The organism is Paracoccus sp. S4493 (assembly GCF_000967735.1).
In the GTDB taxonomy this organism is placed as follows: domain Bacteria; phylum Pseudomonadota; class Alphaproteobacteria; order Rhodobacterales; family Rhodobacteraceae; genus Paracoccus; species Paracoccus marcusii.
This window is the reverse complement of sequence record NZ_JXYF01000048.1, coordinates 1-20,077: the sequence shown is the minus strand read 5'-3', so window position 1 is coordinate 20,077 and position 20,077 is coordinate 1. Positions and strand designations below refer to the sequence as shown.

General features: G+C 70.5%; 20 protein-coding genes and 1 pseudogene. 12 read left to right on the top strand and 9 right to left on the bottom strand.

Annotation, left to right across the window (positions count from 1 at the left end):
- The 4 genes from TW83_RS09215 to TW83_RS09200 form a co-directional block, all read right to left on the bottom strand.
- A partial coding sequence (locus TW83_RS09215; protein ID WP_045982479.1) for a DNA translocase FtsK 4TM domain-containing protein occupies positions 1-678 on the bottom strand: 678 nt, incomplete at its 3' end.
- A gap of 4 nt (positions 679-682) precedes the next feature.
- Entirely contained in the window at positions 683-1,882 is a 1,200-nt protein-coding gene (locus TW83_RS09210; protein ID WP_045982478.1) for an aminotransferase class I/II-fold pyridoxal phosphate-dependent enzyme, read from the bottom strand.
- Positions 1,883-1,967: 85 nt separating this feature from the next.
- Positions 1,968-3,296, bottom strand: a complete 1,329-nt coding sequence (locus tag TW83_RS09205) for an amidase family protein (RefSeq protein WP_045982477.1) — start codon at positions 3,294-3,296, stop codon at positions 1,968-1,970.
- Entirely contained in the window at positions 3,297-3,473 is a 177-nt protein-coding gene (locus TW83_RS09200; RefSeq protein ID WP_042251299.1) for a DUF1674 domain-containing protein, read from the bottom strand.
- A gap of 93 nt (positions 3,474-3,566) precedes the next feature.
- Here TW83_RS09200 and TW83_RS09195 point away from each other — a divergent pair, with 93 nt between their 5' ends.
- The 10 genes from TW83_RS09195 (at position 3,567) to TW83_RS09155 (ending at position 14,458) form a co-directional block, all read left to right on the top strand.
- Positions 3,567-4,817: a transcription antitermination factor NusB gene (locus TW83_RS09195; protein ID WP_045982476.1), complete on the top strand. Its 1,251-nt coding sequence runs from the start codon at positions 3,567-3,569 to the stop codon at positions 4,815-4,817.
- Positions 4,818-4,877: 60 nt separating this feature from the next.
- Entirely contained in the window at positions 4,878-5,054 is a 177-nt protein-coding gene (locus TW83_RS20535; RefSeq protein WP_157001474.1) for a hypothetical protein, read from the top strand.
- A gap of 61 nt (positions 5,055-5,115) precedes the next feature.
- Positions 5,116-6,702: a bifunctional phosphoribosylaminoimidazolecarboxamide formyltransferase/IMP cyclohydrolase gene (gene purH, locus TW83_RS09190; RefSeq protein ID WP_045982475.1), complete on the top strand. Its 1,587-nt coding sequence runs from the start codon at positions 5,116-5,118 to the stop codon at positions 6,700-6,702.
- 65 nt (positions 6,703-6,767) lie between these two features.
- Positions 6,768-7,397: a signal peptidase II gene (gene lspA / locus TW83_RS09185; protein WP_045982480.1), complete on the top strand. Its 630-nt coding sequence runs from the start codon at positions 6,768-6,770 to the stop codon at positions 7,395-7,397.
- A gap of 30 nt (positions 7,398-7,427) precedes the next feature.
- Positions 7,428-7,946: a DUF3035 domain-containing protein gene (locus TW83_RS09180; protein ID WP_045982474.1), complete on the top strand. Its 519-nt coding sequence runs from the start codon at positions 7,428-7,430 to the stop codon at positions 7,944-7,946.
- A complete protein-coding gene (locus tag TW83_RS09175; RefSeq protein ID WP_045982473.1) occupies positions 7,943-9,163 on the top strand; it encodes a cytochrome P450 in 1,221 nt (406 codons plus the stop codon). The genes TW83_RS09180 and TW83_RS09175 overlap by 4 nt, the downstream gene beginning before the upstream one ends.
- Before the next feature lie 174 nt (positions 9,164-9,337).
- Positions 9,338-10,771 (top strand): pitrilysin family protein, encoded by a 1,434-nt coding sequence (locus tag TW83_RS09170; protein WP_045982472.1) that lies wholly within the window; start codon positions 9,338-9,340, stop codon positions 10,769-10,771.
- Complete coding sequence (locus TW83_RS09165; RefSeq protein ID WP_045982471.1) at positions 10,768-12,084, top strand: pitrilysin family protein; 1,317 nt, start codon at positions 10,768-10,770, stop codon at positions 12,082-12,084. The genes TW83_RS09170 and TW83_RS09165 overlap by 4 nt, the downstream gene beginning before the upstream one ends.
- A gap of 112 nt (positions 12,085-12,196) precedes the next feature.
- Positions 12,197-14,038 (top strand): DNA mismatch repair endonuclease MutL, encoded by a 1,842-nt coding sequence (mutL, locus tag TW83_RS09160; protein WP_045982470.1) that lies wholly within the window; start codon positions 12,197-12,199, stop codon positions 14,036-14,038.
- Between the two features lie 48 nt (positions 14,039-14,086).
- Entirely contained in the window at positions 14,087-14,458 is a 372-nt protein-coding gene (locus TW83_RS09155; protein ID WP_045982469.1) for a DUF3775 domain-containing protein, read from the top strand.
- A gap of 46 nt (positions 14,459-14,504) precedes the next feature.
- On the opposite strand, the gene TW83_RS09150 is transcribed toward TW83_RS09155, so the two are convergent.
- Both TW83_RS09150 and TW83_RS09145 read right to left on the bottom strand, forming a co-directional pair.
- Positions 14,505-15,698: a PQQ-dependent sugar dehydrogenase gene (locus TW83_RS09150; protein ID WP_045982468.1), complete on the bottom strand. Its 1,194-nt coding sequence runs from the start codon at positions 15,696-15,698 to the stop codon at positions 14,505-14,507.
- A 113-nt stretch (positions 15,699-15,811) separates the two neighbouring features.
- Positions 15,812-16,867: a saccharopine dehydrogenase gene (locus tag TW83_RS09145; RefSeq protein WP_045982467.1), complete on the bottom strand. Its 1,056-nt coding sequence runs from the start codon at positions 16,865-16,867 to the stop codon at positions 15,812-15,814.
- Positions 16,868-16,994: 127 nt separating this feature from the next.
- Between TW83_RS09145 and TW83_RS09140 the strand changes: the two genes are divergently transcribed.
- Positions 16,995-17,777, top strand: coding sequence for an MBL fold metallo-hydrolase (locus TW83_RS09140; RefSeq protein ID WP_045982466.1), 783 nt, complete (start codon positions 16,995-16,997; stop codon positions 17,775-17,777).
- On the opposite strand, the gene TW83_RS09135 is transcribed toward TW83_RS09140, so the two are convergent.
- From TW83_RS09135 to TW83_RS09125, 3 genes are read right to left on the bottom strand one after another with little or no spacing between them, the layout of a single operon-like run.
- Positions 17,774-18,424: a pseudouridine synthase gene (locus tag TW83_RS09135; protein ID WP_045982465.1), complete on the bottom strand. Its 651-nt coding sequence runs from the start codon at positions 18,422-18,424 to the stop codon at positions 17,774-17,776. The two genes, TW83_RS09140 and TW83_RS09135, sit on opposite strands and share 4 nt — an antisense overlap.
- Positions 18,421-19,047, bottom strand: a complete 627-nt coding sequence (locus tag TW83_RS09130; protein WP_045982464.1) for a LysE family translocator — start codon at positions 19,045-19,047, stop codon at positions 18,421-18,423. The genes TW83_RS09135 and TW83_RS09130 overlap by 4 nt, the downstream gene beginning before the upstream one ends.
- A 22-nt stretch (positions 19,048-19,069) precedes the next feature.
- Positions 19,070-19,522, bottom strand: coding sequence for a GAF domain-containing protein (locus TW83_RS09125; RefSeq protein WP_045982463.1), 453 nt, complete (start codon positions 19,520-19,522; stop codon positions 19,070-19,072).
- Positions 19,523-19,639: 117 nt separating this feature from the next.
- Between TW83_RS09125 and TW83_RS09120 the strand changes: the two are divergent.
- Positions 19,640-20,077: pseudogene (locus TW83_RS09120) on the top strand (hypothetical protein); the annotation flags it as partial.

The following is a 20,077-nucleotide window of genomic DNA, read 5'->3' as shown; positions in this document are numbered from 1 at the left end:
CGATCTCGGGCCCCGGCGCTGCGCCGCGCCGGCGGCGGCCGATCCCGCCAGAACCGTCCCGTGCAGCGCCGTCGCCAGCCCCTGCCGGAACCGCAGCCACAGAGCCGCGACCTCGGTCCGGTCGAAGCCCAGGACGAAGGCCGCCGCCGCGACCACGGCCACCGCGACCAGCAACGCCGCCAGGCGGATGCCCAGCTGTGCCTTCATCGGCAGCAGGTTCAGCATCGCGCCCATCACCATGTCGCCGAAATGGCCGCCCAGGCCGTAATTCTGCTGCCATTCGGGGCCTGGGATCAGCGTGCTGGCATAGATCGACACCAGGGCCACGGCGATCGGGGTGAAGATGCCGCGCATCAGGCGCTCCTCGCCCTTGTGCAGCATCATGCGCAGGCCCCAGACCCAGGCCGCGACGACCAGCATCCAGGCCCCCATGCCCGCGATCATGATCAGCGCCGAGGCGATCATCGCCCCGATCCCGCCCAGCATGTTCTGCGCCGGTGCGTCGGTGGCCGACCCGAAGCTGGGATCGTCGGGCGACCAGCTGCCCAGCATCATCGCGATCAGGATGCCCAGCATGATCAGTCCCGCGCCGATGGCCTCCTTGCCGCGTCGTTCCAGGGCGGCCTGGGTCGACTGGTCGAACAGCGGGTCGCGGTGTTTCGCCTGCCAGCTTGCCATGATCTCAGCCCCCCGTTTCGTCATATAGGACCGCCCGCAGGCGGGTCAGCGCGGCGCGCGTCTGGTCGGCATCGGCCACCAGCGCCACCCGGATGAAGCCCGCGCCGGGATTGATCCCTTCCACGTTGCGCGACAGATAGGCGCCGGGCAGCACCTGGATGCCCGCCTGCGCCCACAGCGTCCGCGCGGCCTGTTCACCGTCGGCCACCGACAGCCACAGAAAGAACCCGCCCTCCGGCGGCAGATAACCAGGGATGTCGCCCAGGATCTCATCCGCGATGCGGTATTTCTGTTGATACAGCGCCAGGCTGGCGGCCACGTGATCCTCGTCCGACCAGGCGGCGGCGCTGACGCGCTGCACCGGCAGCGGCAGGGGCGCGCCCGCATAGTTGCGCAACCGCCGCATCTGGGCGATCTGGGCGCGGCCGCCCGCGGCGAAGCCAGACCGCAGGCCGGGCAGGTTCGACCGCTTGGACAGCGAATTGAACATCACCACCCGGTCGGGCAGGCCCATCGCGGTCGCGACCTGCAGGGCACCCGGCGGGGGCGCATCGCGCCAGATCTCGGAATAGCATTCGTCGGCCAGGATCAGGAAATCGTGCCTCTCGGCCAGGGTCACCAGCGTTTCCAGGTATTCGCGGTCGGCCACCGCCCCCTGCGGGTTGGCGGGCGAACACAGATAGGCCAGCGCCACCCGGTCCAGCAGCGCCGGGTCCAGCCCCGCGTAATCGGGCAGGTTGCCCGTGGCGGGCGTGGCCGGCACGAACAGCGCCTGCGCCTGCACAGCGGCGGCGGCGACCGCATAGACCTGATAGAACGGGTTCGGCACCAGCACGATCGGCTGCTGTCCGGCCTTGGTCTCGGGGCACAGGGCTAGGGCCGCGTTGAACAGCCCCTCGCGCGTGCCGTTCAGCACCATCAGCCGGTCGGGCGCAACCTCCAGGCCATAGCGGCGGTCCAGCCAGCCGCCGATCGCCGACAGCAGTTCGGGCGCACCCTCGTTCGGGGGGTATTTCGCCAGTTCGGGCAGGCTGTCGGCCATCACCTGCGCCACGAAACCGGGCATCGGGTGGCGGGGCTCTCCGATGGTCAGGATCATGGGGGATTCGCCGGGGGCCAGCCCCGGCTCGATATCCGACAACAGCGCCCGCAAACGCGGGAACGCGTAGTCCGGCAGGTTCGAGAACCGCTCGGGGAATGCCATCTCTGCCTCGCTTTTCGGGGTCTGCGCCCCGTTCCTTGGCGGAAACATTAGCGTGATCCGGGCCTTGCGTCCAGCAAAGACCCGGTCACGCCAGTGCGGCCTCGGCCCCCGCCGCCACGCGCAGCAGATGCCGGTCCTGACCGGCATGGCCCAGCAGGCTGATCCCGCAGGCCGGGTGCCCGGTGGGCAGGGTGATCGCGGGCAGGCCCAGCAGGTTCGCGATCCGGGTGTTGCGCAGGGTCAGCAGGTTGGCGCGCACGAATTCCGACCCGTCGGTCATCAGCCGTTGGGTCGCGGGCGGCAGGATCGGCACCGTCGGCAGCAGCACGGCGTCGTATCCGCCGACGACCTCCTTGATCCACTTGCGGCGCACGCGGGCCAGGCTTTCCCATGCCGCGACATAGTCGGGCGCGCTGACCCCTGCCCCGCCGCGGAACCGCTCCAGGATGGGCTGCCACATCAGTTCCGGCGCATCCTCGATCTGGGCGCGCCAGATGCCATAGGCCTCGGGGGCGAACAGCTGCGGCGACAGGGCCATGGCCTTGTCCAGCCAGTCGGTCGAGACGTGCGCGATCTGCGCACCGGCCCGACCCAGCCTATCTACCGCGTCCTGGAACGCCGTCACCGGCCCGGATTCGGCGTCGTCGAAGGGCAGCCCCTCCAGCACCATCAGGCGCAGGCCCTGCACGCTGGCGCCGTCCAGGTCGGGGGCCCGCTGGTCGGCCATGATCGCAAAGATCTGAGCACAGTCCTCGACGCTGCGGGCGATGGGGCCCGCGATGTCGAACCTGCGCGCCAAGGGCACCACGCCCTTTTCGGGCAGCGCGCCATGCGTGGGCTTGAACCCCACCAGCCCGTTCCACGCCGCGGGCACGCGGACGGACCCGCCCGTGTCGGTGCCAACCGCCGCCGCCGCCAGCCCCAGCGCCACCGACACCGCCGCCCCGGATGACGAGCCCCCCGGCGCCAGGTCCGGGTCCAGCGCATTGGGCGGCGTCGCCGTGCGCGGGTTCAGCCCCAGCCCGGAAAACGCCAGTTCGGTCATGTGGGTCTTGCCCAGGCAGACCATGCCGCGACGGGCCGCGCGCGCCAGGATGTTGGCGTCCTTGCGCGGCACGCGCCCCTCCAGCAGGCGCGATCCGGCCTCGGTCACGGTGCCGCCGCTGTCGATGTTGTCTTTCCAGCTGATGGCCACGCCGTCCAGCAGGCTGTGGCGGCGTTCCTGTTTCGCGCGGTCATGGGCGGCCACGGCCTCGGACCGGGCGCGGGCGGCGGTCAGGCGGGCATAGATGCGCGCGCAGTCGGGGTGATCCTTCGCGGCGGCCAGATAGGCCTCGGTCTGGTCGATGGGGTCCAGGACCCCCGCCATGATGGCGCGGCCCTGCTGGGTGGCCGATGCCCGCAACCAGTCCATTCAGAAATCCACCGCGATTCCGCCCTTTTCCCAGTCGCCATAGCGGACCGGCTCCGGCCCGTCGCGCCCGCCGTATTCGACCGGCAGGATCTGGCCGGCCTGCTGTTTCCTGCGGGCCTCGGCCTCGGCCAGGGCGCGCTGTGCGGCGGCGGGCAGGGCGGGGGTGTCATCGCTCATGGAAAGATCCTCCGAATGGGCGTAAGGGGTCGCGGAACAGTGTTGAACATCACTTAGGCAAAGGAAAGCGTTTTGGCAAAGCCGGGCGGCGATATGGCGCGCAAGGGCGCATTGCGATTGATCCAGGGCGTGCGCGACGGGCGGTCCCTGTCGGACCAGTCCGGCAGCCTGCGCGCGCTGCCGGTGGCCGAACAGGCCCGCGCGGCCCGGCTGGCGGCCGAGACGCTGCGCCATCAGGGTCGCGCGGACGTGGTGATCGACGCCTTCGTGAACCGCAGGCCCGCACCCCAGATCGCCGACGTGCTGCGCCTGGCCGTGGTCGAGATGCTGGAGCTGGGCGCCCCTGCCCACGGCGTCGTGGGTGCGGCGGTCGACCTGACCCGCACGCTGGGCGCGCGCGGCCAGGCGGCGGCGGGCATGGTCAACGCGGTCCTGCGCAAGGCGGGGGCGTATCAGGGCTGGGCCGACCTGGCACCGCAACCTTTGCCCGAATGGCTGCGCGGCCCGCTGGTCGAGGCTTACGGCGACGCGGTGATGACCGCCATCGAGGCCGCCCATCAGCGCGGCGCGCCCCTTGACCTGACGATGAAGCCCGGCGCGGACCCGGTGCCGGGCGCCGATGCGCTGCCCACCGGGTCGTGGCGCCTGCAGGGTCCGGTGCAGGTGACTGCCCTACCGGGGTTCGATGATGGCCAGTGGTGGGTCCAGGATGCCGCCGCGGCCCTGCCCGCGCGCCTGCTGGCCCCGCGGCCCGGCGAACGCATCGCAGACCTGTGCGCGGCGCCCGGCGGCAAGACGCTGCAGCTGGCGGCGGCCGGTGCCCATGTCACCGCCGTGGACATCAGCGAACAGCGCCTGCGCCGCGTGACCGAGAACCTGGCCCGCTGCGGGCTGACCGCCGATCTGGTCGCGGCCGACGTGCTGGACTGGCGCCCCGACGTGGCACCCGACGCGATCCTGCTGGACGCGCCCTGCAGCGCCACGGGCACCATCCGCCGCCATCCCGACCTGCCCTTCATCCGCGACGGCCACGGCATCGCCGAGCTGATCGAGCTGCAGGCGACCCTGCTGGATCACGCGCTGTCGGTGCTGCGGCCCGGTGGGCGGCTGGTCTATGCCACCTGTTCGCTGATCCCCGACGAGGGCGAGGTCCAGATCGACGAGGTGCTGGTCCGCCATCCCGGCCTGATCGTGGAACGCCCGGATCTGGCGCGGATCGACCTGCCCGGCATCGACCCCGCCTGGATCACCGAGGAGGGCGGCCTGCGCCTGCGCCCGGATTACTGGGCCGACCGGGGCGGGATGGACGGGTTCTACATGGCATGCCTGCGCAAGCCCGGCTGAACGGAACCGTCGGGCCGCCTTGCGCCTTCCTTCCGCGAATGCGGATGAAAGGATGACCAGATGAGGCTGACCACTGTCGCGATGGGACTGAAACTGGCGCAGGCCGTCCTGCGCACGCGCGGCGCCAGCACGGCGGCCAAGGGTGCGGGCGGCCTTGCCTCGGGGATCGGCACGGCCGTGATGGTCGTGGCGGCGGTGCAGCTGGCGCAGCAGCTGTTCTCGTCCCGCAAGCGCTGAGGCGCTGGACCTTCGGCGGGGGTTTCGGTAACTGGGCGTCACCCAGAGACACGAGGCCCCCATGTCCGACCCCGTCGCCATCCGACGCGCGCTTCTCTCCGTTTCCGACAAGACCGGCCTGATCGATTTCGCCCGCGCCCTGGATGCGCGCGGCGTCCAGATCCTGTCCACCGGCGGCAGCGCCAAGGCCCTGCGCGACGCGGGCCTGTCCGTGACCGACGTGGCAGACGTGACGGGTTTCCCGGAGATGATGGACGGCCGCGTCAAGACGCTGCACCCGGCGGTGCATGGCGGCCTGTTGGCGCTGCGCGACAACGCGGACCACGTGGCGGCGATGGAGGAGCATGGCATCGGCGCGATCGACCTGCTGGTCGTGAACCTCTATCCGTTCGAGGAGACCGTCGCCAAGGGCGCGGCCCATGACGACTGCATCGAGAACATCGACATTGGCGGCCCGGCAATGATCCGCGCCGCGGCCAAGAACCACGGCTTTGTCACCGTTGTCGTGGACGTTCAGGATTACGACGCAGTCCTGGCCGAACTGGACACGAATGGCGGGACCACCCTGCCCTTCCGGCAGCGGATGGCGCAGACGGCCTATGCCCGCACCGCGGCCTATGATGCCGCCGTCAGCACTTGGATGGCCGACGCCATCGGTGAGGCGACGCCCCGCCGCCGCGCTTTTGCCGGCACGCTGGCGCAGGGGTTGCGCTATGGCGAGAACCCGCACCAGCAGGCGGCCTTCTATGTCACGGGCGATGCTCGCCCCGGCGTTGCCACCGCCAAACAGCATCAGGGCAAGGAGCTGTCCTACAACAACATCAACGACACCGATGCCGCCTTTGAGCTGGTGTCCGAGTTCGACCCGGCGGAGGGCCCCGCCTGCGCGATCATCAAGCACGCCAATCCCTGCGGCGTGGCCCAGGGCGCGACCGCGCTGGAGGCCTATAAGCGGGCGTTTGATTGTGACCGCACCTCCGCCTTCGGCGGCATCATCGCGCTGAACCAGCCGCTGGACGGGGCCACCGCGGAAGAGATCGTCAAGATCTTCACCGAGGTCGTCATCGCCCCCGATGCCGACGCCGACGCGCGCCGCATCTTTGCCGCCAAGAAGAACCTGCGCCTGCTGACCACGGGCGGTCTGCCCGATCCGCGGGCGGGCGGGCTGACCTTCCGGCAGGTGTCGGGCGGCATGCTGATCCAGGGTCGCGACAACGGCCATGTGGCCCGCGCCGACCTGCGCATCGTGTCCGACCGCCAGCCGTCGGAACAGGAACTGGCCGACCTGATGTTCGCCTGGACAGTCGCCAAGCACGTGAAATCCAACGCCATCGTCTATGCCAAGGACCTGGCCACCGTCGGCATCGGCGCGGGCCAGATGAGCCGCGTGGACAGCACCCGCATCGGGCGGCGCAAGTCCGAGGACATGGCCCAGGTCCTGGGCCTGTCGGAACCGCTGACCAATGGCGCGGCGGTGGCGTCCGACGCGTTCTTCCCCTTTGCCGACGGCATCGAGGCCCTGGCCGAGGCCGGCGCCCGCGCGGTCATCCAGCCCGGCGGGTCGATGCGCGACGACGAGGTGATCGCGGCGGCCAACCGCCTTGGGCTGGCGATGGTCCTGACCGGCCAGCGTCACTTCCGCCACTGATGGCCGCGCCCGCGAAACCCGCAGCCCGCAAGGCGCGCCCGGCACCCCAGCCCGCGCGCAGCGACATGCGGCCGGTGATCTGGGTCGCGCTGGCGATCTTTCTGGCCGACCAGGCGCTGAAATACGTCGTCGTCCACATGCTGGACCTGGACCGCGTGCGGTCGATCGACGTGTTCCCCCCTTGGCTGAACCTGCGCATGGCCTGGAACCAGGGCGTGAACTTTGGCCTGATGGCGTCGGATACGGACATCATGCGCTGGGTGCTGATCGGGGTGGCGCTGGTCATCTGCACCTGGGTATGGATCTGGGTCTGGCGCGCGGGCCTGGGGCGGTTCGCCCGCATTTCGGCCGGGCTGCTGATCGGCGGCGCGCTGGGCAACGTGGTGGACCGCGTTCTTTATGGTGCGGTAGCCGATTTCCTGAACATGTCGCTGCCGGGCTGGCAGAACCCCTACAGCTTCAACGTGGCCGACATCTCGATCTTTGCGGGCGCGTTGGGGCTGGTGCTGATGCCGCAGCCCAAGACGACCGAAACCCCCGCCCCGGCAAAGCCCCGCACACAGCGCACGGCCCCCAAGCCGCCTGCGCGTCCGGCACCCAAGGTGCCTTCGCCGCCGCCCGCCGGTCCGCGCCAGCCCGACCTGTTCGCGCCCGCCGACCAACAGGGTCGTGACGGCGACGGAAAACCGGGCTAGAACGGCGCAACGGATCAAAGGGGGCAGGACATGCGGACAAGCGCGCTGGTGATCGGATTAGCGGCCGCGATGGGGCTTTCCGCCTGTGGCGGCGGGACGCTGAACAATATCGGCGCGGGCCAGGTGGGGCCGGATGAATTCGCGATCCTGCCCACGCGGTCGCTGTCGATGCCGCCCGATCTGGCGGTGCTGCCCGCACCCACGCCGGGCGGCGCGAACATCACTGATCCGAACCCCCGCGGCGACGCGGTCGCCGCCCTGGGCGGCAACCCGGAACGGCTGGCGAACCAGGGCATCGGGGCCGCGGACCAGGCGCTGGTCGCGCAGGCCGCCCGCGCGGGCACCGACCCGCAGATCCGCGAACGCCTGGCACAATCGGACGCCGAATGGCGGGCCCGCAACGGCCGCCGCCCGCTGGAGCGCATCATGGGCACGCCGGTCTATCAGCGCGCCTATGCGCCGATGGCGCTGGACCCGGTCAGCGAACAGCGGCGCTGGCAGCGCGCCGGGGCCATCACCTCGACCGCGCCGGCGCACGCGGCAGAGTGAGCACCGCCGTCTTCGACCCGACCGACCCCGGTTTCGGGGCCGATCCCTGGCCCGCCTATGCGGCGCTCAGGGCGCAGCCGGGCCTGCCCCTCTGGCCGGGCTTCGGTGGCCATCTGGCATCGCGCATGGCGGATGTGCGCGCCATCGCGCTGGACCGGCGCATGGTGCGCGCGCCCGCGGCCTTTGCCCCGCCCGAACAGGTGCGCGCGATGCAGGTCGCGGGCAACTTCCACGACATGCCGTTCCACGAACGCTTCGTGCAGACCTCGATGCTGGACACGGACGGGCCGGATCACGACCGGCTGCGCCGCGCGGTGTTCCCGTTCTTTACCCGGACCCGGCTGGAGGGGATGCGCGGCTTCGTCACGGCCTGGGTCGATGCCGCGCTGGACCGCCTGGTCCCGCAGGGGCGGATCGATTTCATCGCCGATCTGGCGGCGCACCTGCCTGGACAGGTGATCGGCCACCTGATCGGCACGGACCCGGCGCTGGCCCCGCAGATGACCGAATGGTCCGATCACGTGGTCAGCTACTTCGACATCGACCGGACGCCCGCCAAGAAGGCTCGCGCCGAGGAGGCCACGCGCCTGTTCGCGGCGCTGCTGGAGGACCTGCACGCCGAACGCGCCGCCCGCCCGCGCGACGACCTGATGTCCGCGATGATCGAGGCCGAGCGCGCGGGCCTGATGACCCATGACGAGCTGATCGCCACGATCATGCAGATCCTGCATGCGGGGCATGGATCGACCATCGACGTGCTGGGGTCGGGGATGGTGGCGCTGCTGGATCACCCGGACCAGGCGGCCCTGCTGCGCGCGCAGCCGGACCTGATGCCGCAGGCCGTGCAGGAGATGTTCCGCTTTGCCGCGCCGCTGCCGTTCTTTCACCGCTATGCGTCGGAGGATCTGACGATCTGCGGGCGGGACTGGCCCAAAGGCACGCTGTTCGGGCTGCTTTACGCGTCGGCCAACCGCGACCCCGAGGCCTTTGCCGATGCCGACCGCTTTGACGTCACCCGCCGTCCGAACGTGCACCTGGCCTTTGGCGCAGGCGTGCATGTCTGTCTGGGCAACAATCTGGCGCGACTAAACATGGAGACGCTGTTCACGGCCCTGCTGGCCCGCGCGCCGGGGATGGCGGCGGATGGGCCGGTGCGGTGGAAACAGGGGCTGCAGGCGCATGGACCGCTGTCCTTGCCGGTGCGTCTGACCGCCTGACCGGCGCGCGGGTCGGAACGGGTCGCCCGGTCCGCCCCCATCGAGGGGGCCGTCCGGGCGCGCGGCTGGCGCCGCGACCCCTGCCGCCGGCGCTGCACATTCGCGCGAGCGTGGCTTGCGCGGCCTGCCCCTGAAGTCCAAGTTGCCCTTCAGCAAGAGGAGGTTGCTCCATCCATGCGTCACCCCGCATCCCGTTCCGCCCTGGCAGTGGCCCTGGCGCTTGGCACGTCGCTGACCGGCCTGCCCGCCCTGGCGCAGGACGCCGCCGCCCCGATGCCCGACGGCGTCACCCATTTCACCCTTCCCAACGGCCTGGAGACGGTGGTCATCCAGGACGAGCGTGCGCCCGTCGTGGTGCAGATGGTCTGGTACAAGATCGGCGCGGCGGACGAGGTGCCGGGCAAGTCCGGCATCGCGCACTATCTGGAACACCTGATGTTCAAGGGCACCGATACGCTGGAGCCTGGAGAGCTGTCCAAGACAGTGACCGCGAACGGCGGCAGCGACAACGCCTTCACATCGTGGGATTTCACGGCCTATTTCCAGCGCATCGCCAGCGACCGCCTGCCCCTGGTGATGGGGATGGAGGCCGACCGCATGGCCAACCTGAACATCCGCGATGAGGACTGGCAGGCCGAACGCCAGGTCGTGCTGGAGGAGCGCGCGCAGCGGGTCGACAGCGACCCCGCCGCCCTGTTCGCCGAGGAGCTGAACGCGGTCGTCTATGACAACCACCCCTATGGCCGGCCGATCATCGGCTGGCGCGACGAGATCGAGGCGCTGACCCGCGACGACGCGGTCGCCTGGTACGACACGCATTATTCGCCGAACGAGGCCGTGCTGGTCATCGCCGGCGACGTCACCCCAGAGGAGGCGCGTGCCTTGGCCGAGGAGCATTACGGTGCCATCCCCGCCAAGGGCGAGGCCGAACCGCGCATCCGCCCGCAAGAGCCGCCCAAGCGGACCGCGCGGCGGCTGGAGATGTCGGACCCGCGCGTCGCGCAGCCCCGGATGATCCGCACCGTGCTGGCCGCGGAGCGCGATCCGGGCGCGCAGGAGGATGCGGCGGCGCTGACCGTGCTGGCGGCGCTGCTGGGCGGGTCGTCGCAGACCTCGTATCTGGCGCAGCAGCTGACGCTGCCGGGAACGGCGCTGTGGGCGGGGGCCAGCTATGACGGGCTGTCGCTGGACCGGACCGAATTCATGCTGTCGCTGGTTCCGGCCGAGGGCACCCCGCCCGAGGAGGCCGAAGCGGCATTGGACGAGGCGCTGGCGCAGTTTCTGGCCGAGGGTCCGGACGAGGCCGACCTGGAGCGCGTCAAGACCCGCATCCGGGCCGAGGAGATCTACTCGCGCGATTCGGCGCATGGCCGGGCCTATGACTATGGCCAGGGGCTGTCGACCAGCCTGACCGTGCAGGACGTGAACGACTGGCCCGACATCCTGGACGCGGTCACCGCCGAGGACGTGATGGCCGCCGCCCGCGACGTGCTGCAGGCGCCCGCCGTGACCGGCTGGCTGCTGCCCGCCCCCGCGGAGGCGGCGGCCGCCGCGACCCAGGAACCGGCCCCGGCCACCCCCGACGAACAGACCGAGGTGCAAGGATGATCCGTGCCGCAATCGCCACCGTTCTTGCCCTGCTGGCCGTGCCGGCGCAGGCGATCGAGATCCAGGACGTCACCTCTCCGGGCGGGATCAAGGCCTGGCTGGTCCAGGACGACAGCATCCCCTTTGTGGCGCTGGACATCCAGTTCCGGGGCGGCGCCAGCATGGACGCCGAGGGCAAGCGCGGCGCGGTCAACATGATGACCGCGTTGCTGGAGGAGGGCGCCGGGTCGAACAGCGCCACGCAGTTCGCCCAGGCGGTCGAGGATCTGGGCGCGCGGCTGTCCTTTTCGGCCAGCGACGACACGGTGTCCGTGGGCTTCCAGTCCCTGACCGAGAACCGCGACGCCGCCGCCGACCTGCTGGCGCAGGCGCTGGCGCAGCCGCGGTTCGACGACGATGCGCTGACCCGCGTGCGCGGCCAGGTGCAGGCGGTGATCCGGTCCGAGGCGACCGATCCGAACAGCATCGCCGCCAAGGAGATGGCGGCGCAGGCCTGGGGCGCGCATCCCTATGCGACCTCGATCAACGGGACGGCGGACAGCGTCGCGGCCCTGACCAGGCAGGACCTGGTGGCGGCCAAGAACCGCGTGCTGGCGCGCGACCGGGTGGTCGTGGGCGCGGCGGGCGACATCTCGGCCGAGGAGCTGGGGCTGCTGCTGGACCGCATCCTGGGCGGGTTGCCGGAACAGGCGACCGCCCCCCTGCCCGAGCAGGCGGAGCTGCAGGTGACCGGCGGCACGACGGTCATCGACTGGGACAGCCCGCAGACCGTGGTGGCCTTTGCCGGGCCGGGCATCCCGATCGACGACCCCGATTATTTCGCGGCTTTCGTCGCCAACCACATCCTGGGCGGCGGGGGCTTCAGTTCCCGCCTGATGGAGGAGATCCGCGAGAAGCGCGGGCTGACCTATGGCGTGGGAACGGCGCTGGCCACGGGGCTGTACGGCCAGACCTGGCAGGGCGGCATGTCGGGATCGAACGCCACCACGGCCGAGGCGGTGGAGCTGATCCGCGCCGAATGGGCCCGCATGGCCGAGGGTGTGACGGACCAGGAACTGACCGATGCCAAGACCTATCTGACCGGGGAATATCCCCTGCGGTTCGACGGGAACGGACGCATCGCATCGATCCTGGCAGGCATGCAGCTGATCGGATTCCCGATCGACTATATCGATACCCGCAATGCCAAGGTCGAGGCGGTGACGTCCGAGGACGTGTCCCGCGTGGCGCAGCGCCTGCTGGACCCCGAACGGCTGCGCTTCGTGCTGGTCGGCCGCCCCGAGGGGATCGAATCGGACCCTGTCACCAACTGAACCGACAACAGCGGTGGCGCCGCGCCTCAAGGGGCGCGGCGCGGTCGTTCCGGGGGGCTGATGTCCCGCGAATCTCTGGCAGCCGCGGGGCAGTCCTGCTAGATTTGGGGCGATGAACAGCCATGCCCCCAAGATACGCCCCGACGGCCGCCCCGTGATCCGCCAGCTGGACGAGGCCACCGCCAACCGCATCGCGGCGGGCGAGGTGGTCGAGCGCCCGGCCTCGGCGGTCAAGGAACTGGTCGAGAACGCGCTGGACGCCGGCGCCACCCGGATCGAGATCGCCATCCAGGATGGCGGCAAGCGGCTGATCCGCGTCACCGACGACGGCTGCGGCATGGTGCCGGACGACCTGCCGCTGGCCCTGTCGCGCCATGCCACAAGCAAGATCGACGGGACCGACCTGCTGGCCATCACCAGCTTCGGCTTTCGCGGCGAGGCGCTGCCGTCGCTGGGCGCGGTCGGGCGGCTGACCATCACCTCGCGCACGCGGGGGGGCGAGGGGGCGTCCATCGCGGTCACCGGAGGGCGGCTGGACCCGCTGCGCCCGGCGGCCGCCAATTGCGGCACCGTGGTCGAGCTGCGCGACCTGTTCTTTGCCACGCCCGCGCGGCTGAAGTTCCTGCGCACCGACCGGGCCGAGACGCAGGCGGTGGCCGACACGGTGCGCCGCCTGGCGATGGCCGAACCCTATGTGGGCTTTTCGCTGACCGCCGACGGGCGCGAGATCTTTCGCGCCGATGCCGAGCAGGGAGAGCTGTTCGGGGCGCTGACCACGCGGCTGACCCGGCTGATGGGGACGGATTTCATCGACAACGCCCTGCCCATGGATGCCGAACGCGACGGGATCACCCTGACGGGCTATGCCGCCCTGCCGACCTATTCGCGCGGGGCGGCGGTGGCGCAGCATCTGTACGTGAACGGGCGGCCGGTGCGGGACAAGCTGCTGACCGGGGCGCTCAGGGCGGGCTACATGGACGTGCTGGCGGCGGGCCGGCATCCGGCGGCGGTGCTGTTTCTGGAATGCGATCCGCAGATGGTGGACGTGAACGTCCACCCGGCCAAGGCCGAGGTGCGGTTCCGCGACCCGCAATCGGCCCGCGGGCTGGTCGTGGGCAGCCTGCGCCACGCGATGGCGGGGGCCGGGCACCGCGCCTCCAGCACGGTAGGCGACGCGACGCTGCAGGCGGTGCAGGTCGAACCGGGGCCCGAACCTGTGGCCGAAAACCGGTCAGACCCGCGGCCCGCATGGCAGGCCGACAGGCCGTCGGCGGCGGCCGTGCGGGCGGCGCTGGACCTGCAGATGCCGGGCTTTGCCGAGACGCCGTCGGCGCGGTTCGACCCGGTCGTGGCCTACGCGCCGATGGAGGACGCGCCCCTGGGGGCCGCGCGCGCGCAGATCCACGAGAACTACATCATCGCGCAGACGCCCGACGGGCTGGTGATCGTCGATCAGCATGCCGCCCATGAACGGCTGGTCTATGAGCGGCTGAAGGCGCAGGCGCAGGCCGCGGGCATCCCGGCCCAGGCCCTGCTGATCCCCGAGATCGTCGAGCTGTCCCCAGCCGATGCCGATCGCATCCTGTCCATCGCCGCCGATCTGGCCGCGCTTGGTTTGGTGGTCGAGCCGTTCGGCCCGGGCGCGGTCGCGCTGCGCGAGGTGCCAGCAATGCTGGCGCGGCTAGACGGGCGCGCGCTGATCCGCGACATCCTGGACGATCTGGCCGATCAGGGCGCGTCGGACCGGCTGCAGGCGCGCATTGATGCGGTGCTGTCGTCGATGGCCTGCCACGGATCGGTCCGGTCCGGCCGCCGGATGGGCGCGGACGAGATGAACGCCCTGCTGCGCGAGATGGAACGGACGCCAAAATCGGGCCAGTGCAATCACGGCCGCCCGACCTGGGTCAAGCTGCAGCTGTCGGACATCGAACGCCTGTTCGGTCGCAGGGATTGACGCAGGGCGCGCGCGGATCGATCTTGTGCCCAGCCAGGAGGTGCCGCGATGCTGCAGATTGCCGTCGACAAGATCGCCCATGTGATCATCCGCGCCCGCGATTACGAAAGCGGCGTGAATCCCTGGGCCCATCAGGGCGGCGGACGCCAGCATGGCACCCGGTCCGAACTGCACGATTTCATCGCGGGCCTGAACGAGGATGAGCAGGCCAGCCTGGTCGCGGTGATGTGGATCGGGCGCGACAGCTTTGAGCCGTCCGAACTGGAGGAGGCGATCCGCACCGCCCGGATCGAGCGGACCGTCCCGACCGAGGATTACCTGATGGGCGAACCCCGACTGGCCGACCTGCTGGAGGCCGGGCTGGAGGGGCTGGGCATCTCTCCCGGTGACATCGAGGACGACCTGCAGCGTCCGGTATGACAAAGGGCGGCCCCGCAGGACCGCCCCAGAACCGATCGTGGCTGGATCACCCTTCCGGGGTCAGGCGGACCAGACGGCCGTTCTCCTCGTCGGTGATGACGACCAAGGCGCCGTCCTGGGCGACCTCGACCTCGCGGACGCGGCCGATGCCCTGGGCCAGGCGCGCCTCTCCGGTCACGGTGGTGCCGTCCAGTTCCAGCCGGATGATGTCGCCGGACCGCAACCCGCCGATCAGCGCGTCGCCCTGCCAGTCGGGGAACATGTCGCCATCATAGAAGGCCATGCCGCTGATCGCAGGCGACGGATCCCAGTAATAGACCGGCTGTTCGGTACCCTCGACTTGGGTCGCGCCCATCTGGGCCCCGCTATAGTCGGTGCCGTAGGTGGCCAGGGGCCACCCATAGTTCAGGCCGCCCTCGACGGCGTTCAGCTCGTCACCGCCCTTGGGGCCGTGCTTGTTCATCCACAGCTGGCCGTCGGGGCCCATCGCGGCGCCCTGGATGTTGCGATGGCCGATGGACCAGATCTCGGGCAGCGCGCCCTCGATTCCCGCCCCGGCCGGGGTGCCGTCGGTGGCGTTGATGCGGATGATCTTGCCCAATGTCGCCTGCGGGTCCTGGGCGTATTGGCGGGGTTCGGGGTCGCTGCGTTCGCCCAGGCCGACAAAGATGTGGCCTTCGCCGTCATGCACGATCCGTGCGCCGAAATGCTTGGTCGAGGCCCATGCCGGCTGCTGCTGCCAGATGCGCTGGACATCGTCCATCGTGGTGCCGTCCTCGGACAGGATACCGGTCGCGACGGCGGTGGCGTTCGTGCCGTCGCCGCGGGGTTCGGCATAGGTCCACCAGACGCGGCGGGTGTCCGCGAAATCGTCCGCCACGGACACGTCGTGCAGCCCACCCTGGTCACGGGCATCGACCTCGGGCAGGCCCTGAATGGGTTCGGACAGGGTACCGTCGGTGGTATAGATGCGCATCCGGCCGGGGCGTTCGGTGATCAGCCAGTTCCCGTCGGGCAGCTCCTGCAGGCCCCAGGGATGCTCCAGCCCCTCGACCAGGACCTGCTGCTGCAGTCCGGTGCTGTCCAGCATGGGCGCGCGGGTCTGGCCTTCGAAGGCGGGCTTTTGGTCATAGGCGGCCCCGTTGGGGGCGGCATCGTTGAAACCCTGCGCCGCGGCCATCGAGGCCAGGAATCCTGTGGCGGCAAGGGTGGTCAGGCTTGTCGTCGTACGGCGCGTCATGGGGTCCTCCGATCCGGTGAATACCCTGCCCAATTCGTGACACGGCCCGGCGTTCCCCCCTGCGGCAACACGTCCCTGTCAGGCGGCCGTGACGGCGCCCATGTCAGCGCGCGTCAGCGCGCGTCGCGATGGTCGCGAAACAACGCACCCGCCCGGCCCCAGGCGCCCGCGTCAAGGTCGTCCAGCCCCTGCAGCACGGGCAGCAGCTGGGCCGCGTAATCCTCGCTGCTTTCGCGCGGCAGCATCGAGGGCAGGTTGTCGATCGCCATCACGTCCAGCACCGGCGCATCCGCCACCCGCAGGACCGGCGCGTCCCAGGTGGTGGTGCGGTCATAGACCTTGATCGGGGAAAAATCGCTGGTCGGGTCGCAGGCCACGTCGCCGATGACGCTCAGCGCACGGCCCGGCGCCACGGCATCGGCGGGCACGAAGACCGGGGCGCCGGGATGGGCCAGGATCGCGTTGACGAAGATATCGTGCATCAGCACCTCGGGGAAGGGGCCGCCATGGGCGGTCTCGGCCATGTCCCACCCGGTCACGGTGACGCCCATCGCGGTCAGCAGGTCGGCCGCGCCGCTGCCCACGCGGCCCTTGGCGCCGATGACGATGGCCCGCGGACGCGGGCGGCCGGTGGCGTCCAGCCGCGCCCGCAGGTCGTCCAGCAGGCAGTGCCGGTCGGGATAGGCGGCCACCGGGCCGCAGATGCCGCCCGACTGCTGCGCGGCCCAGGCCATCAGCGACACCGCCGCCCCCGCATAGCCCGCCCAGTACCCGAAGGCCGCCAGCCTGCGCCCCGTGTCGTCGGTCAGATATTCCAGGTCATAAAGCGCCCCGCCCCCGGCCCGGAACCGGTCCAGCAGCACCCGACCCGCGGGCTGGCCCTTGAAGGCGTGGCCGAACATCACGTGGCGATGGCGCAGGGGGGTGCCGTCCTCGGGCAGCTCCTTGAGGCCGAAGACGATTGCGTCGTCGGGCGCGGTGGGCCAGCTGCCCTCGAGGGCGATGGTCGCGCCGGCCTTGGCATAGGCTTCGGTCGGGATGATGCGGCGGGGGCTGTCCTCGACCGTGACGCGCATGCCCTGCCCGATCAGCGCGGCGACCCCGTCCGGGGTGATGCCCACGCGATCCTCGTTCGGGCGGCTTTCCGCCCTGACCCACAGATGTGTCATCCCGATCCCCTGCCATGGCTTGCGCCCCAAGCTGTAGGTCACGCGGCAATGCGCCGCAAGCGCGGGCCGGAACCCCCGGCACGCTGCCGGGGTTGGCCTTTCTTTCCCCCATTCCGCAGGAGAAAGCATGCACCTGACCCGTCGCACCGGACTGAAACTGGCCGCAGCCCTGATGGGCACTGCCGTCCTGCCCGCCCTGGTCCTGCCCCGCACCGCCCGCGCGCAGGACGCCGGCTTTCGTCATGCGGTCGAGGGTGGAGAGGTCGTGATCCACCCCGTCGATCACGCCAGCATGGTCCTGGAGACGCCCGCGGGGGTGATCTATGTCGATCCGGTCGGCGGGGCCGAGGCCTATGCCGACCTGCCTGCGCCCGACCTGATCCTGATCACCCATGAACACGGCGACCATTACGACCAGCCGACGCTGGACGCCCTGCCCGAGGTGCCGATGATCGCCAACCCCGCCGTGGCCGGGATGCTGCCTGCCGCCATGGCCGAACGCACGACGACGATGGCCAATGGCGACAGCGGAGAGGCCCTGGGACTGCCGATCGAGGCCATCCCCGCCTACAACATCACCGAGGACCGGCTGCAGAACCATCCGCAGGGCCGCGACAACGGCTATATCCTGACCATCGGGGGCCAGCGCTTCCTGATCGCCGGCGATACCGAGGATACGCCCGAACTGCGTGCCCTGACCGACATCCATGTGGCGTTCCTGCCGATGAACCTGCCCTATACGATGTCGGTGGATCAGGCGGCGGCGGCAGTCACCGCCTTTGCCCCCGACGTGGTCTATCCGTATCACCACCGGGGCAGCGACCTGGACGCGTTCGCAGACTTGGTGGCCGAGGGCGGGTCGAGTACGCAGGTCGTCGTGGCGCCGTGGTACGCCGAAGCGGACGCCTAGAACGGCACCTTGGCCGAAAACCCGGTCTGCACCCCGGTGTCGGGGTGGCGGAACCGCAGGCTTTCGGCATGCAGCATCAGGCGGGGATGGGCGGCGGCCGTCCCCGTCGCATAAAGCGGATCGCCCAGAATCGGGTGGCCCAGGGACGCCATGTGCACCCGCAGCTGGTGGCTGCGCCCTGTGACGGGCATGAGGCGCAACCGTGTTTCCGCATCGGTCGCGCGGACGACGCGCCAGTCGGTCTGAGCAGGCCGACCCTCGACATGGTCGACCTTCTGGCGGGGCCGGTTCGGCCAGTCCACGATCAGCGGCAGGTCGACCCGACCGGTTTCCGGCTGCAGGCGGCCCGAGAGCCGCGCGACATAGACCTTCTTGGTCAGCCGATCCTCGAACTGCTTGGACAGGTCGCGCTGCGCCTGCGGGGTCAGGGCAAAGACCATCACCCCCGACGTGTCCAGGTCCAGCCGATGCACCAGCAGCACGGTCGGAAACGCCTCGCGCAGGCGGGCGATCAGGCAGTCGGCCCGATCCCCTCCGCGCCCCGGCACCGACAGCAACCCCGCCTGCTTGTCCACCACCAGCACGTGGTCGTCGGCATGCAGGACCACCGGGATGTCCGGCGGCGGGGCATAGACAAATTCGGTCATTTCCAGACGAGGCGCAGCGCCAGCCCCGCGAACATGACGGCGGCGATCTTGTTGACCATCCCCAGCCGCTTGCCGATCACCCCGCCTGCGATCCCGCCGACGATGCCGTATCCCATGGTCACCAGCGTCCCCGTGGATGCGAAGATCAGCCCCAGGCCCAGGATCTGCTGCCAGACCGGGCCCCAGGCGGGGTTGGTGAACTGCGGCAGGAAGGCCAGCAGGAACAGGACCGGCTTGGGGTTCAGCGCGTTGGACAGGAACCCGCGGCGAATGATGTTCCAGACCCTGACGCTGCCCCGGGCCGACGGGTCGATGTCCCCCGACCGCCAGCTTTTCCACGCCAGCCACAGCAGATAGGCCGCGCCCGCGTATTTGATGGCGCGCAGCGCCTCGGGATGGGCGGCGACGATCGCGCCCAGGCCCACGGTCGCCAGCGCCACGTGCATCAGCACGCCCAGGCCCACGCCGAACCCGGCCCAGGCCCCGGCGCGCGGCCCGCCCTGGATGCCGCAGGCGCTGGCGAAGAACACGTCCTGACCGGGCGCAAAGTTCAGGACCAGCCCGCCCGCGATGAACGCGGTCAGCTGTCCCACAGGAATGTTCGCCAAGGTGTCCCAGATCATCCTGCTGCCATCCCCATCGTGATCACAGATGCCCGAAGGCGTCCGCCAGAATCGCCGTCAACGCATCCGCGTCGGCCTGACCAAAGGCATCCGGGCGGTCGCTGTCGATGTCCAGCACCCCGATCAGCCGCCCGCCCGCGCCCAGGACAGGCAGCACGATCTCGGATCGGGTGCTGCTGGAACAGGCGATGTGGCCCGGGAAGGCCTCGACATCGGGCACGATCTGAACCGTTCGCGTGCGCGCCGCCGCCCCGCAGACCCCGCGCGAGAACGGGATGACCAGGCAGCCGTGCCCGCCCTGATAGGGCCCGATCTTCAGCAGCTCGGGGCCCACCACGCGATAGAAGCCGGTCCAGTCGAACCGGTCGTCGGAATGATGCAGTTCGCAGGCGACGGTCGCCATCAGCGCGACCTCGTCGGTCTCGCCCGCACACAGGGCCCGGATGCGGGCCGACAGATCGTCATAATCGCTCATCCGCATATCCTTACGCGGGGCCGTCGGGACAGGAAAGCCCGCCCATTCACCGCCGCGACGATTGCGGCGGGGACGCGGACCATTGCCCCGGCAACCGCTTGGCGGCACTGTCGCGCCATGACGCTGCGCACCCGCATCCTGACGCTGATCCTGATCGTCCAACTGGGCCTGATCGCGCTGCTGGCCCTGGGCAGCCTGGACCGGCTGCGCCGCGACATCGCCACCGAAACGCGCATGGGCGCCGAGACGGCGCGCAACCTGGTGCTGGCCACGATTGGCACGATGCAGGGGGCCGTGCCGCCCGACCGCATCATGGCGCGGCTGCCCGAACGGCTGACCGAACCCCGCCACGCCCGCATCGGCATCCTGAACGCGCTGGACGGGACGCTGCGCCAGCCCGCGGGTCCGCCCGACCCGGCGCTGCGCGCGCCCGGCTGGTTCGCGGCCCTGGTCGCCCCCGACCCGCAGGAGACCCGCCTGCCGGTGGTGATCGACGGCCGCCCGCGCGGCTACGTGCTGATCACCGGCGACCCGGCCGAGGAGATCGCCCGCGCC